The sequence below is a fragment of the Paraburkholderia sp. RCC_158 genome (genome assembly GCF_041355255.1).
GTDB classification, from domain to species: domain Bacteria; phylum Pseudomonadota; class Gammaproteobacteria; order Burkholderiales; family Burkholderiaceae; genus Paraburkholderia; species Paraburkholderia graminis.
This window is the reverse complement of record NZ_JBFUPM010000010.1, coordinates 14,724-31,481: the sequence shown is the minus strand read 5'-3', so window position 1 is coordinate 31,481 and position 16,758 is coordinate 14,724. Positions and strand designations below refer to the sequence as shown.

The 16,758-nt window shown below is 62.9% G+C and carries 17 protein-coding genes; 10 read left to right on the top strand and 7 right to left on the bottom strand.

What is annotated here, in order from left to right:
* Positions 1 to 24: 24 nt before the first annotated feature.
* The 6 genes from AB6809_RS20085 to AB6809_RS20060 all read left to right on the top strand — a co-directional run bounded on the left by AB6809_RS20085 (position 25) and on the right by AB6809_RS20060 (position 3,669).
* On the top strand, positions 25 to 438 hold the full coding sequence (locus tag AB6809_RS20085; RefSeq protein ID WP_029968055.1) for a PAAR domain-containing protein: 414 nt from the start codon (positions 25 to 27) through the stop codon (positions 436 to 438).
* Positions 439 to 441: 3 nt separating this feature from the next.
* Entirely contained in the window at positions 442 to 951 is a 510-nt protein-coding gene (locus tag AB6809_RS20080) for a DUF4123 domain-containing protein (RefSeq protein ID WP_029968054.1), read from the top strand.
* Positions 944 to 1,411 carry a hypothetical protein gene (locus tag AB6809_RS20075; protein WP_006050093.1) on the top strand — a complete coding sequence of 156 codons (468 nt, stop codon included), beginning with the start codon at positions 944 to 946 and terminating at the stop codon, positions 1,409 to 1,411. Before AB6809_RS20080 ends, AB6809_RS20075 begins: the two co-directional genes overlap by 8 nt.
* Positions 1,299 to 1,901, top strand: coding sequence for a restriction endonuclease fold toxin 5 domain-containing protein (locus tag AB6809_RS20070; RefSeq protein ID WP_371027051.1), 603 nt, complete (start codon positions 1,299 to 1,301; stop codon positions 1,899 to 1,901). The genes AB6809_RS20075 and AB6809_RS20070 overlap by 113 nt, the downstream gene beginning before the upstream one ends.
* Before the next feature lie 7 nt (positions 1,902 to 1,908).
* Positions 1,909 to 2,631, top strand: a complete 723-nt coding sequence (locus tag AB6809_RS20065) for an immunity 52 family protein (RefSeq protein WP_371027050.1) — start codon at positions 1,909 to 1,911, stop codon at positions 2,629 to 2,631.
* Positions 2,632 to 2,859: 228 nt separating this feature from the next.
* On the top strand, positions 2,860 to 3,669 hold the full coding sequence (locus AB6809_RS20060) for a hypothetical protein (protein WP_035569889.1): 810 nt from the start codon (positions 2,860 to 2,862) through the stop codon (positions 3,667 to 3,669).
* Positions 3,670 to 3,843: 174 nt separating this feature from the next.
* Here AB6809_RS20060 and AB6809_RS20055 read toward each other — a convergent pair whose 3' ends face one another.
* Complete coding sequence (locus AB6809_RS20055; protein ID WP_007180614.1) at positions 3,844 to 4,050, bottom strand: cold-shock protein; 207 nt, start codon at positions 4,048 to 4,050, stop codon at positions 3,844 to 3,846.
* 548 nt (positions 4,051 to 4,598) lie between these two features.
* Here AB6809_RS20055 and clpS point away from each other — a divergent pair.
* Both clpS and clpA read left to right on the top strand, forming a co-directional pair.
* Positions 4,599 to 4,913, top strand: a complete 315-nt coding sequence (clpS, locus tag AB6809_RS20050) for an ATP-dependent Clp protease adapter ClpS (protein WP_006050100.1) — start codon at positions 4,599 to 4,601, stop codon at positions 4,911 to 4,913.
* The gene (gene clpA / locus AB6809_RS20045) at positions 4,910 to 7,207 is read left to right on the top strand and encodes an ATP-dependent Clp protease ATP-binding subunit ClpA (RefSeq protein ID WP_029968048.1); all 2,298 of its coding nucleotides are present in this window, start codon (positions 4,910 to 4,912) and stop codon (positions 7,205 to 7,207) included. The genes clpS and clpA overlap by 4 nt, the downstream gene beginning before the upstream one ends.
* A 95-nt stretch (positions 7,208 to 7,302) precedes the next feature.
* Here clpA and dut read toward each other — a convergent pair whose 3' ends face one another.
* The 6 genes from dut to AB6809_RS20015 all read right to left on the bottom strand — a co-directional run bounded on the left by dut (position 7,303) and on the right by AB6809_RS20015 (position 14,722).
* Positions 7,303 to 7,749 carry a dUTP diphosphatase gene (gene dut / locus AB6809_RS20040; protein WP_006050102.1) on the bottom strand — a complete coding sequence of 149 codons (447 nt, stop codon included), beginning with the start codon at positions 7,747 to 7,749 and terminating at the stop codon, positions 7,303 to 7,305.
* A 17-nt stretch (positions 7,750 to 7,766) separates the two neighbouring features.
* Entirely contained in the window at positions 7,767 to 8,786 is a 1,020-nt protein-coding gene (locus AB6809_RS20035; RefSeq protein WP_029968046.1) for an LLM class flavin-dependent oxidoreductase, read from the bottom strand.
* A gap of 64 nt (positions 8,787 to 8,850) precedes the next feature.
* Positions 8,851 to 10,065: a bifunctional phosphopantothenoylcysteine decarboxylase/phosphopantothenate--cysteine ligase CoaBC gene (coaBC, locus tag AB6809_RS20030; protein WP_029968043.1), complete on the bottom strand. Its 1,215-nt coding sequence runs from the start codon at positions 10,063 to 10,065 to the stop codon at positions 8,851 to 8,853.
* A 139-nt stretch (positions 10,066 to 10,204) separates the two neighbouring features.
* Positions 10,205 to 10,711 carry a signal peptidase II gene (lspA, locus tag AB6809_RS20025; RefSeq protein ID WP_035569887.1) on the bottom strand — a complete coding sequence of 169 codons (507 nt, stop codon included), beginning with the start codon at positions 10,709 to 10,711 and terminating at the stop codon, positions 10,205 to 10,207.
* An 11-nt stretch (positions 10,712 to 10,722) separates the two neighbouring features.
* Positions 10,723 to 13,560 (bottom strand): isoleucine--tRNA ligase, encoded by a 2,838-nt coding sequence (gene ileS / locus AB6809_RS20020; RefSeq protein ID WP_371027049.1) that lies wholly within the window; start codon positions 13,558 to 13,560, stop codon positions 10,723 to 10,725.
* 166 nt (positions 13,561 to 13,726) lie between these two features.
* Entirely contained in the window at positions 13,727 to 14,722 is a 996-nt protein-coding gene (locus tag AB6809_RS20015; RefSeq protein ID WP_006050108.1) for a bifunctional riboflavin kinase/FAD synthetase, read from the bottom strand.
* A gap of 116 nt (positions 14,723 to 14,838) precedes the next feature.
* Between AB6809_RS20015 and purN the strand changes: the two genes are divergently transcribed.
* Positions 14,839 to 15,492 carry a phosphoribosylglycinamide formyltransferase gene (gene purN / locus AB6809_RS20010; RefSeq protein ID WP_029968040.1) on the top strand — a complete coding sequence of 218 codons (654 nt, stop codon included), beginning with the start codon at positions 14,839 to 14,841 and terminating at the stop codon, positions 15,490 to 15,492.
* Entirely contained in the window at positions 15,489 to 16,748 is a 1,260-nt protein-coding gene (locus tag AB6809_RS20005; RefSeq protein WP_029968038.1) for an RsmB/NOP family class I SAM-dependent RNA methyltransferase, read from the top strand. Before purN ends, AB6809_RS20005 begins: the two co-directional genes overlap by 4 nt.
* The last annotated feature ends 10 nt before the right edge of the window (positions 16,749 to 16,758 follow it).

Genomic DNA, 16,758 nt, shown 5'->3' with positions numbered 1-16,758 from the left:
GAAACAGAACTGAGAGAGGGCCACTTGGGACGCAGCATTATTTGCGAAGGCGACACAACGTCGCACGGCGGCAGAGTGCTTGAAGGAAACCCGACAGCAACGGTGGAAGGCAAGCCCATTTCGGGCGTCGGCCATATGGTTGCGTGTCCGCAATGCAAGGGCACATTTCCGATCTTGCCCGACGTGCTCGGCCGTCGTTATCCGCACGCAATCGACGGTCGGAATACGGCTGTCGAAGGTATGCGCACTGCATGCGGCGCGACGCTGATCGCGTCGCAGTCCAGTTCCGCTCTTAGCGACGACGGGCAAGGGCAGGCGCATACCGGCGCAGCGCTCGCGGCGGCTACTGCGTTGCCGCTGTCTCCGAGCCCGACGCTCTGTCTCGAATGCCTGAAAGCCGCGGCAGAAAGTGGCGCAACGATGGTGATGCGGGGGTAAGCCGTGCCGTCGACGATCAACACTTATTTCGCACAGCGCCAGGCGCAGGCGACGTTGCCGCTGCGGCTGTATGCGCTCATCGACGCGCTGCTTTATGCGCCCGCGGCAGCGGATGCGGATGGCGAGTCAGTAGAGCGGCCCGCATCCGCTATTGCGTTATTCGACGGCACACCCGACGCATCGTTGGCCGGCGCCGGACCTTGGTTGATCGATGTCGAGCAGGCAACCGGCGACGTTCGACAGTCACTCTTCGCGATGGGCGCAGGCGCTCAGGGCGTTTCATGGCTCGTCAGCGCCTATCCCTTTGCTTCGCTTGCCGACGAGTTGCGAGCGCGTTTAGACGCGCGCATGCCCGACGGTCGCACCGCGCTGCTGCGCTTTTACGATGCTCGCTTGATGAGCGAGATCGCAGACCTGCTGTCGTTCACGCAGCGCATCGAATTTTTTGTGCCGACGCTCGACTGGCTGGTCGAGGTCAACGGCGAACTGACGAGAGTGCACCCGCATGCTTGAGCTGACGACGGAACAGGTTGCGGCGCTCGCCGAAATTGATGCGAAGGGCTTTGTCGATGGCGTGCGGGCGGATTTGTGCAAAGACGATCCGAAGCTCGCGGACGACGCGACGCTTTCGTCGCGGCTGTGGCGCGCGTTCAAGGCGGCGCGCGAACCTGGCATCGAGCGTGACGAGAATCTCGTCGCGTTTCTTCGCATCGAGGCGTATGCGCCGGGCTTTTACGAACAGCCCGCAATACGCGCGTGGTTGACGCGTCCGGGCCGCTCGGCGGACGAACGGTTTCACGACTATGTGCGCGTCGTGCGCTGGAAGATCGAACATCCTGAATTTCAGGGAGGACTAAGCAATGGCGGGTCTGGCAATACCGTTAATCGAGGGAGCAGCGACGGCGCTCGGTCCGGTCTTGGCGCGCGTTGGCGCAGCTTTATTGGGCGGGGCGGCGGTAGCGGGAACGGCTAGCCTGTCCGGCGATACGACGAAGGAAGACAGCAAGGCTGCGCCGGCTGTGCGGACGCTGCCGCGGAGTGAGGAGAGTTGCAAGAAGTGTCCGCCGGAGGGGGGATCGAAGGTTCGCCGCAACCACGGGGTCAACTGGAATTCCTACCAGTATCAAGCGCGAATCACGGGCTTTGCGTTTGACGTCGAGGAATGCCGATGGAGCGACGAGTGGCAATGGCTCGGCATTGACTTCGACGGGTTTCAGGCGGGAGCGTGCATGCTTCAAGAAGCAAAGGGCAAGTACGATCAGTTTCTTGATGGCTCAATCCCGAAGGCCGAAAAGTGGTTCGAAGGTTTCAGGACGATGGAAGACCAGATCGTTGAGCAGGGCACCGTGGTGCGCATGAATCCGCCTGCACGCATGACGTGGTACTTTCAAACGCCGCTCACGTACAAAAAGATGGCCCCGCTGCTCACGCGCGTGGGCGTTCCAGCTGTCTACCAACCGTGATCCGACAATGGAAATAAATGCACTCTTTCGGGACGCTTCACTGCCGTCCCATGATTTCCGGGAAATGTTGGCTCGTGAATCGCGGCTCGTCGCTGCGCTGTTCGCGAAACAGCCGCTGATGGCACATGCCAACTGGCGACTGACAGCCGACTCGCTGGAGGAGGCTCGCCTCTATCCAGCCTTTGACGAAAACGGAGAGCCTTCTACCTCAGCACTCGCCGTGCTGACGACGCGAGCCGGCGGTAAAAAGCGTGGCGTATCGCATGCCGCGATCTGGAATGACGCATGCGATGACGACAGCGCCGTGATTTCATGTCAAGTATCGGATGCAAAGGTGCTGCCCGATCGGGCGACGCTTGATATCGATACGGCGCTGGCCCCAGAATCGGCGGACGACATGGCTCGTGTAGTTCAGGCGATCGTCGCCACATTCGAACCGCTTGTCGTGGAAGTAACGCCGAAAGAATATTTCGAGCGACGTGTATTCGACGACAAACCCGGCGTCGGCTGGATGCTGTACCTGCCAAAAGTCATCACGGTGCAGCAAGTGCCGGAAGCTCGCGCGTTGATCTCCGTGCCCGCGTCCGGCCGCGAGCAAACCGGCACGATCATCGTCAGCGTCACCGACGCGGTATTCTCTGCGGACAACCCAGAACACGTGGAAGTCGCAAACCGCATCGAAATCCGTTTAGTCGATCTGGATTTATTACCCCCCTACGCGGACATCTAAGCGCGCGGTGCCAGACCCGCAGGCACCGGCACCACACCCGGTTCTCACCCCCCGCAACAAACCCGGCCGCGTTCAATCAGCCGGGTTTTCCCACGCCTAACGATCGCTGATTGCACCCACACCGCCACAGCCCCAACTTTATCGAGACGCACAACGCGCCGCCTCGGTTAAGTTACGCCGCGGCGGACGACAGCCGCCTCCCGCATGCAATCAGATAACGATCAGAACATGAACCCAGCTCACATCGCCGCAAACGTCTACGTCGCCACGCCGAGCTACGGCGCCGTCGTTACCACGGGCTACGCACTCGGACTGCTCGACCTCTACGACATGTCGTCGACACACGGTTTCGGCATCCGCGTGAACTTCAACAGTTTCGACAGCCTCATCACGCGCGCGCGCAATACGATGGTCGCCGAATTTCTCGCGGACGACCGCTTTACTCACCTGATGTGGATCGATAGCGACATCGGTTTCAGGGGCGAAGACGTGGTGCGTCTCTTGCGCGCCGATCGACCCGTCGCGGCAGGCGTTTATCCGTTGAAGAACGACGGCTGGCCGGCAACCGGACTCACGCATGCGATGCCGGCCGGTTCGACCAAAGCGGACTTCCGCGCGCTCTACGCGACCTATCCGGCTGTCGCGCGCACCGACTCGCTCGAGCCGGACGCCGACGGTTTCCTCGACGCGCGCTATGCGCCGACCGGTTTCATGCTGATCCGCCGCGAGGTGTTTGTCGCGCTGATCGCGCGTTATCCGGAATTGCGGTGCCGCTCGCCGTTCGTCGGCCGCCCGGAACTCGACGAGGGCAAGACCGCCGACTTTCTTTATGCGTTTTTCGACACCGGGATCGATCCAGAGACGCGGGTCTATCTGTCGGAGGACTACTGGTTTTGTCACTTGGTCGAGAGCATTGGCATCACGCCCGTCATCGATACGCGCTCGAACCTCAGCCACCAGGGCATTGCGACTTACGAAGGCGACCTTTCTCGAAGCCTCGAACTTCAACGCTCGATGACACACGCCGCCGTGCAATAGCAATAAACAATAGCCAGCGCGACAATTTGCCCGTTATTTGGGACATCGACGATTCGCCGCGGACGGTAAATCGCCGCACCGAAAACGCACGCAAAAAAAGAAGCGAAAAAATAATCGCCCAAAAAGAAACCCGGCGCGAAGCCGGGTTTCAAAAGGACGGGTATCGAACAAGTATCAGGCGGGTGCCTGGATGTTCGATGCCTGCTTGCCCTTCGGGCCTTGCACGACCTCGAAGGTCACCTTTTGGCCTTCCTTGAGGGTCTTGAACCCATTCATCTGGATGGCCGAGAAGTGTGCAAACAGATCCTCGCCGCCTTCATCCGGCGTGATGAATCCGAAACCTTTTGCGTCATTGAACCATTTGACCGTACCAGTTGCCATTCCAACTTCCCCTGTAACTCATGTCACTACCACGAGCCCTCGAAAAGCTCGACGGCCGCGTGATGCAGCCGCTCCCTCCTCACAAGCTCACCATCGGCATTTTTTCGAAATTTGGCGCAGTGAAAAAAGTGCCAGCTTGATTGTTGAGGCTCTTTATTCGAGTGTCAAGAAAATTTTGAGATGCCCTGACACACGTTGCAAACAGGCGGTTTCCAGGGTTTTTCCCGCTTTCGTTATGTGCGGTTGCGCAAGCGGGCTGTCTTGAAAAGTCGCATAATCGTCTCACATGGTGTTCTGCGGGTCGCTCGCCGCCGGTTGCGCGAGTGGGCGGCGGTCAGCCAGCTCCGGCAGGTTGTGCGATACTCGATCCGACTGCGGCGCAGCACGGCCGCAACGCATGATCTGGACTGGAGCCGGCCCCGCAATCGGCTCGTCGAATGGCGCACGCAGGCGGTAATTTTCGCCGTGCGGTAGCGAACGGGCTCACTGGCCGGCTGGCCGGGTTTTGACAGGATTGCGGGCCTGTCCTAGTTGTTTAGAATGGGTGTATGGCGATTATCCCGGACAAGCAGGACGGCACCGTACTGGAGCGGCAGGAGAAAAAGCTCAAGCCGCCATCCATGTACAAGGTGGTGCTGCTGAATGACGACTTCACGCCAATGGAATTTGTCGTGATGATCGTGCAGGAATACTTCAATAAAGATCGTGAAACCGCAACGCAGGTGATGTTGAAGGTGCATCGCGAGGGCAGGGGAGTTTGTGGGGTCTATACGCGGGACATCGCGTCGACCAAAGTCGAGCAAGTCGTTACCCACGCACGGCAGGCCGGGCATCCGCTGCAGTGTGTGATGGAGGAAGCATGATTGCCCAGGAACTGGAAGTCAGCCTGCACATGGCGTTCATGGAAGCACGCCAGGCGCGGCACGAGTTCATAACGGTCGAACATCTCTTATTGGCGCTGTTGGACAATCCGACAGCGGCAGAGGTGTTGCGTGCATGCGCGGCCAATATCGAGGATCTGCGCCAGAACCTGCGCAACTTCATTCATGACAACACGCCGACCGTGCCTGGCACGGACGACGTCGACACGCAGCCCACGCTGGGTTTCCAGCGTGTGATCCAGCGCGCGATCATGCATGTGCAGTCCACCTCGAATGGCAAGAAGGAAGTGACCGGCGCGAACGTGCTGGTCGCGATCTTCGGCGAGAAGGACTCGCACGCGGTGTATTACCTGCAACAGCAGGGCGTGACGCGTCTGGACGTGGTCAATTTCATCTCGCACGGCATCGCCAAGACGAGCAGTTCGGACGCCGCGAAAGCGAGCGACGCGAATGCCGAGTCCGACGAAGCCGCCGCGCAGAAAGAAACGCCGCTCGCCCAGTTCACGCAGAACCTGAACCAGATGGCGAAAGACGGCCGCATCGATCCGCTGATCGGGCGCGAGTCGGAAGTCGAGCGCGTGGTGCAGGTGCTGTGCCGTCGCCGCAAGAATAATCCGCTGCTGGTGGGCGAGGCGGGCGTCGGCAAGACGGCGATCGCCGAAGGGCTCGCGTGGCGCATCACGCGCGGCGAAGTGCCGGATATTCTGGCCGACGCGCAGGTGTATTCGCTCGACATGGGCGCGCTGCTCGCGGGCACCAAGTATCGCGGCGACTTCGAACAGCGTCTCAAGACGGTCCTGAAGGAACTGAAGGAACGTCCCCACGCGATTCTGTTCATCGACGAGATTCATACGCTGATCGGCGCGGGCGCCGCGTCGGGCGGCACGCTGGACGCGTCGAATCTGCTGAAGCCGGCGCTCTCGTCGGGCACGCTCAAGTGCATCGGCGCGACGACGTTCACGGAGTATCGCGGCATCTTCGAAAAAGACGCGGCATTGTCGCGCCGTTTCCAGAAGGTGGACGTGACGGAACCGTCGGTCGAACAAACCGTGGCGATTTTGCGTGGCCTGAAGTCGCGCTTCGAAGAGCATCACGGCGTGAAGTATTCGTCGGGTGCGCTGTCGGCGGCCGCTGAGTTGTCGGCACGCTTCATCACAGATCGTCATCTGCCGGACAAGGCCATCGACGTGATCGACGAAGCCGGCGCGGCGCAACGCATCCTGCCGAAGTCGAAGCAGAAGAAGACCATCGGCAAGAACGAGATCGAGGAAATCATCTCGAAGATCGCCCGTGTCCCGCCGCAAAGCGTGTCGCAAGACGATCGCAGCAAGCTGCAAACGCTGGATCGCGATTTGAAGAGCGTGGTGTTCGGGCAAGACCCGGCCATCGACGCGCTGTCGGCCGCGATCAAGATGGCGCGCGCGGGCCTCGGCAAGCTGGACAAGCCGATCGGCGCGTTCCTGTTCTCCGGCCCCACGGGCGTCGGCAAGACCGAAGTGGCGAAGCAACTGGCGTTCACGCTCGGCATCGAGCTGATCCGCTTCGACATGTCGGAGTACATGGAGCGTCACGCCGTGAGCCGGTTGATCGGCGCGCCTCCGGGCTATGTCGGTTTCGACCAGGGCGGCCTCTTGACCGAGGCTGTCACCAAGAAGCCGCACTGCGTGCTGCTGCTCGACGAAATCGAGAAGGCGCATCCGGACATCTACAACGTGCTGCTGCAGGTGATGGACCACGGCACGCTGACGGATAACAACGGCCGCAAGGCGGATTTCCGCAACGTCATCATCATCATGACGACGAACGCGGGCGCCGAGGCAATGGGCAAGTCGGTGATCGGCTTCACGAACCGCCGCGAAACCGGCGATGAGATGGTCGACATCAAGCGCATGTTCACGCCGGAGTTCCGTAACCGTCTGGACGCGACCATCAGCTTCCGTGCGCTGGATGAAGAGATCATCATGCGTGTGGTCGACAAGTTCCTGATGCAACTGGAAGATCAGTTGCACGAGAAGAAGGTCGACGCGCTCTTCACCGACGCGCTGCGCAAGCATCTCGCCAAGCACGGTTTCGATCCGTTGATGGGCGCGCGGCCAATGCAGCGTCTGATCCAGGACACGATCCGTCGCGCGCTGGCCGACGAGCTGCTGTTCGGCAAGCTGATGAACGGCGGCCGCGTGTCGGTCGACGTCGATGTGGAAGACAAGGTGCAGTTGACCTTCGACGAGCATCCGGCGCCGCGCAATCCGAATCCGGAAGCGGTGGAAGTCGAGTAAGCGTTAGCGAGTAAGCCTGTTGCTTACTCGCCGAACAAAAAACGGCGTGGACCTCAGGATCCACGCCGTTTTTATTTGTGCTCAGCAAATCTGGATCAATGCTTGCCGGTGCTGCCGAATCCACCCGCACCGCGCTCGCTTTGCTCGAACTCGTCGACGATATTGAACTGCGCCTGCACGACCGGCACGATCACGAGTTGCGCGAGACGCTCCATCGGATTCAGCACGAACGTTGTCTCGCCGCGGTTCCACGTCGAGATCATCAGTTCGCCTTGATAATCGGAATCGATCAGGCCGACCAGATTGCCGAGCACGATGCCGTGCTTATGACCGAGACCCGAGCGCGGCAGAATCAGCGCCGCGTAGCCCGGATCGCCGACGTGAATCGCGAGCCCCGTCGGCACTAATGCGGTTTGACCCGGTTCAAGCGTCAACGGCTCCTTAAGGCACGCGCGCAAATCGAGGCCTGCGCTGCCGGTGGTCGCGTACGCGGGAAGCTGATCGCGCATGCGCGCATCGAGAATCTTCAAGTCGAGTTTCATGCAGGTTTTTCGAGAGTTTAAGGAGTTGAAGCCGGGCGCCCGAGTTCGAACGCGTCGGCAAGAAGTTCATAGGAACGCAGACGCGCGCGATAGCTGCCTGCGACGGTGAGCACGATCAGTTCGTCGGCCTGGAATTGTTCCTGCAATGCATGGAGCCGCTCGGTCACGACTTCGGGCGTGCCGACGATGCTGCGCGGTTTTTCGCGATCGATCACCAGTTGCTCGCGCTCGCCGTACTCCTGCGCGATGCCTTGTTCGACGGTCGGAATCGGCTCATTCAGGCCATAAGCCATTTGCACGCGACGCAGATCGACGGCCTTTTCCAGATCCGCTGCTTCCTGTTTCGTATCCGCGCAAATCACGAAGACGGCGGCGGCCAGATACGGTTGCTGTGTTTCCTGACTCGCCTCAAAGCGCTCGCGATACGCGCGCGCAACCTGATGCCCGAAATGCGCGTTGATAAAATGCGCGAACGCGAAGCGGATGCCCAACTGCGCGGCGAGCAGGCCGCCGAATTCGCTCGAACCCAGCATCCATAGTTGCGGACGCGTCGGCACTTGCGGTTGCAGCAGCACGCCTTGCGCGATGTGGTCGGCGGGCAGCGTGCCGTGCATCAGTCCCACCAGATCGGCCACTTGCTGCGAGAAGAATTCGCCGCGGTTGTAGTCGCCGGCAGCGACCGCCTGCGCGGTGCGCATGTCGCCGCCGGGCGCGCGTCCCACGCCGAGATCGATGCGGTTCGGGAACAGCGCCTCGAGCATCATGAATTGCTCGGCGACCTTGAACGGGCTGTAGTACGGCAGCATGATGCCGCCGGAGCCGAGCCGGATGCGTCGCGTGACGCTGCCAAGACGCGCCAGCATCACTTCGGGACATGGGTTCGACACGCCGCGCAAGCCGTGATGTTCGGCGCACCAGTAGCGCGTGTAGCCGAGGTCGTCGGCAAGTTGCGCGAGTTCGACAGTGGCGGCGATAGCGTCCGCCACCGAGTGCCCTGAGATGACGGGCGTTTGATCGAGCACGGAAAGTAGCGTCATGTCGGTGTGCTCCAGATGCTTCGGTTCGCTTCGCTTTGTGGTGTCTCGGCGGCGCGCGGCAAGTTCAGCGAATCAGGCTTGTGTCGGGCAGACGCTTCGCGATTTCCGCGATCAACGCGCGCGCGAGCGTCTGCTTGTCGGCGCGCGGCAGCCGGGTTGCACCGCCGGCTTCGAACAGGATCACTTCGTTGTCGTCCATGCCGAACGTGAGCGGCCCGAGATTGCCGATTAGCAGCGGCACATTCTTGCGCACACGTTTCTCTTCGCCATGCACTTCGAGATCGCCGCTTTCCGCAGCGAAGCCGACGGCGAACGGCGGATGCGGCAGCTTGGCCACCGAGGCCAGAATGTCCGGATTTTCGACGAACGAAAACGTGGGCAGCGCGCGGTCGGCGGCTTTCTTGATCTTGTGTTCGCTCGCGTGAGCGACGCGCCAGTCGGCGACCGCGGCCACGCCGATGAAGATGTCCGCGTCCGCTACCGAACGCATCACCGCATCGTGCATCTGCTGGGCGGTCTGCACGTCCTCGCGGAACACGCCCCACGGTGTGTCGAGCGCGACCGGACCCGCGACGAGATGCACGTCGGCGCCGGCCTGCTGCGCGGCGCGCGCGAGCGCAAAACCCATCTTGCCGCTCGAGCGATTCGTGATGCCGCGAACCGGATCGAGCGGTTCGAACGTCGGGCCGGCTGTCAGCAGCACGCGTCGACCGGACAGAATCTTCGGCGAGAAAAACGATGCGATCGCTTCGTAAGTTGCCGCGGCTTCGAGCATGCGGCCGTCGCCGATTTCGCCGCACGCCTGCGGTCCCGAATCGGGGCCGAGCACTTCGACTCCGTCCGCGCGCAGTTGCGCGACATTGCGCTGCGTCGCCGGGTTCTGCCACATCTGCCGGTTCATCGCGGGCACGACGAGCAACGGACAATCGCGCGCGACGCACAACGTGGCGAGCAGATCGTCGGCCATGCCGTGCGCGAGTTTCGCGAGGAAGTCAGTGGACGCGGGCGCGATCACGATCGCGTCGGCTTCGCGCGACAGATCGATATGCGCCATGTTGTTCGCGATGCGCGCGTCCCACTGGCTCGTGTAGACGGGGCGGCCTGAGAGCGCCTGCATCGTGACGGGCGTGATGAACTGCGTGGCCGCTTCGGTCATCACGACCTGGACGGTCGCGCCGGCCTTGGTCAGAAGACGCGTGAGTTCGGCGATCTTGTAGCAGGCAATGCCGCCCGTCATGCCGAGGACGAGGTGTTTTCCTGCGAGTTCTGCGGTTGCCAACGAAAGCCTCCGACAAAGCGTGGTGACCGAGCGCGGCGCGCTTGCACCGTTGCCGGCCTTCAAAGCGGACTGCGGGCGCGAGCCGTCGAAGCGCGAAAAACCACTTCCGGCGGCCCCGCGCCTCGCAACGATCCGCCCGTTAGCGCGACCCGCGTACGCGCCGCAACTCGTCGATGACGAGCAGCACCGCGCCGACCGTAATTGCGCTGTCGGCCAGGTTGAACGCCGGCCAGTGCCACGCGCGCACGTGGAAGTCCAGGAAGTCGATCACATGGCCGTACGCGAGCCGGTCGATCACGTTGCCGAGCGCGCCGCCGAGAATCAGCGCCAGCGCCGTGCAGAACATTTTTTGCCCGCCGTGGCGCTTGAGCAGGTAGCAGATCACCAGCGCGGCGATCACGCCGAGCGCGGTGAAAGCCCAACGCTGCCAGCCGCCCGCCATCGCGAGAAAGCTGAAGGCGGCGCCGCGGTTGTACACGAGGATCAGGTTGAAGAACGACGTGACCTCATGCGCGACGCCGTAGGCAAACACCTTCTGCACCGCGATTTTCGTCAGCTGATCGAACAGGATCACGATCAGCGCGACGCCGAGCCAGGGCGCCAGCGAACTATTGCCGGCGGATGCTTTCGATGTGGATTTCGCCATGGTTCTCGCCATTATGCCGCGCTCCTCGCCTCGCCGGTGCCGAACAGATTGCTGACGCAGCGGCCGCACAGCGTGGGGTGTTCGGCGTTCGCGCCGACATCCGCGCGGTAGTGCCAGCAGCGCTCGCACTTCAGATACTTCGACGTGATCACTTCGACGCCTTCTTCCGCTTCGCTCGCGACCTTCACGACGCTCGCCGCCGATGTGATCAGCACGAACTTGAGGTCGTCGCCGAGGCTCGTCAGCGCGTCGTAACGCGCGCCACTCGCGCGGATTTCCACTTCCGCCTGCAACGACGAGCCGATCAGGTTAGCAACGCGCGCTTCTTCCAGCGCCTTGGTCACGTCGCCGCGCGCGGCGCGCAGCAGCGTCCATTTGTCGAGCAGCGCGCCGGCGTCCGGCACGGCCGGGAACGCGTGATACGTCTCGGTGAAGATGGTTTCGCTGTTCGGCTGAAACACCTTCCACGCTTCTTCGGCGGTGAAGGAGAGGAACGGCGCCATCAGACGCAGCAAACCTTGCGCGATGTGATACAGCGCGGTTTGAGCCGAGCGGCGCGCGACGGAGTCAGCAGCCGTCGTGTACAGGCGATCCTTCAGCACGTCCAGATAGAAACCGCCGAGATCTTCCGAGCAGAACGTCTGCAGCTTGGCGACCACCGGGTGGAACTCGTACTTGTCGTAGTGCGAGAGGATGTCGTTTTGCAGATTCGCCGACAGCGCCACCGCGTAACGGTCGATCTCGAACCAGTCTTCCACTGGGCGCGCGTTCTTCTCGTAGTCGAAGTCCGACAGATTCGCGAGCAGGAAGCGCAGCGTGTTGCGGATACGGCGATAGCCTTCCGTCACGCGCTTGAGGATTTCCTCGGAGATCGCGAGCTCGCCGGAGTAATCGGTCGACGCGATCCACAAGCGGATGATTTCCGCGCCGAGGCGATTCGCCACCTCATGCGGATCGATGCCGTTACCGAGTGACTTGCTCATCTTGCGGCCTTCGCCGTCGACGGTAAAGCCGTGCGTCAGAAGCGCGTTATACGGCGGACGGCCGTCGAGCATGGAAGCCGTCAACAGCGACGAATGGAACCAGCCGCGATGCTGATCCGAGCCTTCCAGATACAGGTCGGCCGGGAATTGCAGTTCGTCCTTGTGCGAGCCGCGCAGCACGTGCCAATGCGTCGTGCCGGAATCGAACCACACGTCGAGCGTGTCGCGGTTCTTTTCGTACAGATTCGCGTCGTCGCCGAGCAGTTCGCGCGGATCGAGCGTTTGCCAAGCCTCGATGCCGGCCTGCTCGACGCGCTTCGCGACTTCCTCGAGCAACTCGAGCGTGCGCGGATGCAACTCGCCCGTTTCCTTGTGGACGAAGAACGCCATCGGCACGCCCCATTGACGCTGACGCGACAGCGTCCAGTCGGGACGATTCGCGATCATGCTGAAAAGCCGCTGCTTGCCCCACGACGGATAAAACGCCGTGTTTTCGATGCCTTCGAGCGCGGTTTCGCGCAGCGTCTTGTCGCTGTCGTTCGGCTTCACGTCCATGCCGGCGAACCATTGCGACGTCGCGCGATAGATGATCGGCGTCTTGTGGCGCCAGCAGTGCATGTAGCTGTGCGTGTACTTTTCGGTGCGCAAAAGCGAACCGGCGCTTTGCAGCGCTTCCACGATCTGCGGATTCGCCGCCCAGATCGACAGGCCGCCGAAGAGCGCGAGCGATTCGATGTAACGGCCGTCGCCCATCACCGGATTGATGATGTCGGAGTCGGCCATGCCGTGCGCCTTGCACGACACGAAGTCTTCCACGCCATACGCCGGCGACGAGTGCACGACGCCCGTGCCGGTTTCCGTCGTCACGTAGTCGCCGAGATAAACCGGCGACGTGCGCTTGTAGCTCGGATGTGCGGACGCGAGCGGATGATTGAAGCGCAAGTTGACAAGCTTGGCGCCCGGCGTAGTCGCGATCACCGAGCCTTCCAGGCCGTACGCCTTCAGGCACGCTTCGACGCGTTCCTCGGCGAGAATCAACAGGCCGCGCGGCGTATCGACGAGCGCGTAGACGATTTCCGGATGCAGGTTCAACGCCTGGTTCGCGGGAATGGTCCACGGCGTCGTGGTCCAGATCACGATGCCGCCTTCGTTGCGCGGCAGCGCGTTCAGGCCGAACGCCTGCGCGGTCTTCTCCGGCTCGGCGAAGCCGAACAGCACGTCGATGGTCGGATCGGTCTTGTCCTTGTACTCGACTTCCGCCTCAGCGAGCGCCGAGCCGCAGTCGAAACACCAGTTGACCGGCTTCAGGCCGCGGAACACGTAGCCTTTTTCCAGGATCTTCGCGAGCGCGCGGATTTCGCCGGCTTCATTCGTGAAGTTCATGGTCTTGTAGGGGTTGTCCCACTCACCGAGCACGCCCAGACGCCGGAAGCCGAGCTTCTGCTTCTCGATCTGCTCGGTCGCATACGCGCGCGCTTTCTGCATGACTTCCGCGGCGGGCAGCGACTTGCCGAACTGCTTTTCGATCTGGATTTCGATCGGCATGCCGTGGCAGTCCCAGCCCGGCACGTAGACCGCGTCGAAGCCCGCCATGTTGCGCGCCTTGACGATCATGTCCTTGAGAATCTTGTTCACCGCGTGGCCGAGGTGGATGTCGCCGTTCGCGTACGGCGGGCCGTCGTGCAGGATGAACTTCTTGCGACCCTTGCTGGCTGCGCGGATCTTCTCGTAGACCTTGCGCTCCTGCCATTCCTTGACCCATTGCGGCTCGCGCTTGGGCAAGTCGCCGCGCATCGGGAACGGCGTGTCCAGCAGGTTCACGGGGTAGCGTGATTGCGGTTTCGAATCGGCTTTCTTGTTGCTCATGATGTGGTCGCGGTGAATTCTTTATAAGCGCAGCGGGGCGCGGGTTGCGCACGGTGCGCGAGAGGGTTGGGCGCGGCGGCAGGCATGTCGCGCAATGCGCGGATGTCCTTCGATACGCGCAGCGGCGGTCCATGCGGCAGGTGAACGCGCGCAGGGACCGCGGCGGCTATCTAATTCGGTCGGTGGCCGACGTGGCGAAACCGGTGGAGCGGCTGCCCGGCGTGCCCGCGCCGACGGCCGCGAACCACGCGCGCGCGTTGGCGACGTCGCGTGCAATCGCGGCGGTGAGCGTTTCGAGGTCGACGTACTTTTCCTCGTCGCGCAGCTTCTTCAGGAATTCGACGCGCACGAGCTTGCCGTAAGCGTCGCCGTGCCAGTCGAGCAGATGCACTTCGAGCAGTACGCGGCCCGAATCGTCGACGGTGGGACGCAGGCCCAGACTCGCGACGCCAGGCAGCGGTTCGTCGGTCACGCCATGCACGCGCACGACGAAAATGCCCGCGAGCGCCGGACGCTTGTGCGCGATCGGCAGATTGAGCGTGGGAAAGCCGAGATCGCGGCCGAGCTTCATGCCGTGCACGACGTGGCCGCTGATCAGATAGTCGCGGCCGAGCGCGGCGCGCGCCGCGTCGAGATCGCCCGCCACCAATGCCGCGCGCACGCCCGAGCTGGAGATGCGCGCACCGGACGGATCGGCGACCGTGGCCATTTGCTCGACTTCGAAACCGTAGTGCTGCCCTGCCGCCTTCAGCGACGTGAAGTCGCCCGCGCGCTTGGCGCCATAGCGGAAGTCGTCGCCGATCATCACCCAGCGCGCGTGCAGCCCGTTCACGATGATCCGTTCGACGAACGCATCCGGCGACTGGCTCGCGAACGTGTGATTGAAGTGCTCGACGACCACGCGGTCCACGCCATTGGTGCGCAGCGCTTCGAGCTTGTCGCGCAGCATCGCGATGCGCGGCGGCGCGCCGGCCGGGTTGAAGAATTCGCGCGGGTGCGGCTCGAAGGTCATCACGCAGACGGGCAGGCCGCGCGCGTCGGCCGCTGCGCGCACGTGCGCGAGCAAAGCCTGATGGCCGCGGTGGACACCGTCGAAGTTGCCGATGGTCAGTGCGCACGGCGCACGGCTTTCAGCGTTGGGAAGACCGCGGAAGACTCTCACGATAGCGCGTCGGGGTAGGGCGGGCGGGGTGCCGCAAAACAAACGATTATAAACGCTCGGCGCAACGGACGGCGGCGCCTCGCGGTTTGGGTGTCCCCGAATGATAAAATCCGCGCATGAAAAAACTCGTCATCCTGATTTCAGGGCGGGGAAGCAACATGGAAGCCATTGTCCGCGCGTGTGCGGACGAAGGGTGGGCCGCGCAGGTGGCCGCTGTGATTGCCAACCGTCCTGACGCCGCGGGCCTTGCGTTCGCGGCGTCGCACGGCATTGCGACGGCGGTGGTCGATCACCGCCAGTTTCCCGACCGCGAGCGCTTCGATGCGGCGCTGGCCGAACAAATCGATAGTTTCTCGCCGGATCTCGTCGCGCTCGCCGGCTTCATGCGCGTGCTGACGGACGGTTTCGTCGACCGTTATGCGGGGCGCATGCTGAACGTGCACCCGTCGCTGCTGCCGAGCTTTCCTGGACTCAAGACACATCAGCAGGCGCTCGACGCCGGCGTGCGACTGCACGGCGCGTCGGTGCATTTCGTGACGTCGCAGCTCGATCACGGACCGATCGTCATGCAGTCGGCGGTGCCCGTCGTGGCCGGCGACACGCCCGCGACGCTCGCCGAACGCGTGCTCGCGACCGAACACATCATTTATCCACGCGCGGTGCGCTGGTTCGTCGAAGGGCGTCTTGCTCTTGACGGCCTGCGTGTCACGCTTACGCCGCCGGAGCCGCAATGGCTCTTTGCCGGTCACACCGCCGGAGAGGGCGCATGAGATTGCATGGTTTTTTGATTGGACAAACTGAGACTTTGCTGGCTGAAGTCCTAAGACTGAACGGTCCCGCCGACGCCACCACGAGCCGCTTTTTCCGCGCGCATCCGAAGTTGGGGCATGGTGAGCGCGGCGTGATCGCCGAGGCGGTTTTCGCGGTGCTGCGCCGGCGCATGGAATTCGCGCATCTGGCCGAAAGCGGCGCCGGCAGCCCGGCGCGCCGCATGGCTCTGCTCGGTCTGATGCAGACGGCGGGCCGCTCGGCGCTCAAGCCCTTCGTGTCGGACTCGGAGTCCAGGTGGCTCGAACATGTCGCGATGATCGACCCGGAAAGCCTGCCGCTGCGGATTCGCCTGAATCTGCCGGACTGGATCTATCAGGCGCTGACCAAGCGGTTCGAAGCCGCGGAACTCGCGCAACTGGCCGCCGCGCTCAACTACCCGGCGCCTCTGGATCTGCGCGCGAACCCGATCAAGGCGAGCCGCGACGACGTGCTGAACGCGCTGTCGAAGGCCGGCATTGAAGCCGGCGCCACGCCGTTCGCGCCGTTCGGCGTGCGGGTGGTCGGCAAGCCGCCGCTCACCAAGCTCGACGCGTTCCAGCAAGGCTGGCTCGAAGTCCAGGACGAGGGCAGCCAGTTGCTGTGCTCGCTCGTCGCGCCCAAGCGCGGCGAAATGATCGTCGACTTCTGCGCGGGCGCGGGCGGCAAGACGCTCGCGCTCGGCGCGGCGATGCGCTCGACCGGGCGTCTGTACGCATTCGACATCTCCGAGCGGCGTCTCGCCAAGCTCAAGCCGCGGCTTGCGCGCAGCGGCTTGTCGAACGTGAATCCGGTGCTGATCGACAGTGAACACGACGCCAAGATCAAGCGGCTTGCCGGCAAGATCGACCGCGTGCTGGTCGACGCGCCGTGCAGCGGCCTGGGCACACTGCGCCGCAATCCCGATCTGAAGTGGCGTCAGTCGCCGGAATCGGTCGCGGAACTTGCGCCCAAGCAGGCGTCGATTCTCGCGAGCGCGGCGCGGCTCGTGAAGAAGGGCGGGCGTCTCGTGTACGCGACGTGCTCGATCCTCGAAGCGGAAAACGAAGCGGTCGTGCAGCAGTTCCTCGCGGATCACCCGGACTTCGCGCTCGTCCCGGCGCGTGAAGTGCTGGCCGAGCAGCGCATCGACCTCGAAATGGGCGATTACCTGTCGCTCTGGCCGCATCGCCACGCGACCGACGGCTTCTTCGCCGCCGTGCTCGAACGCCAGAGCTGAGGCCCGACGG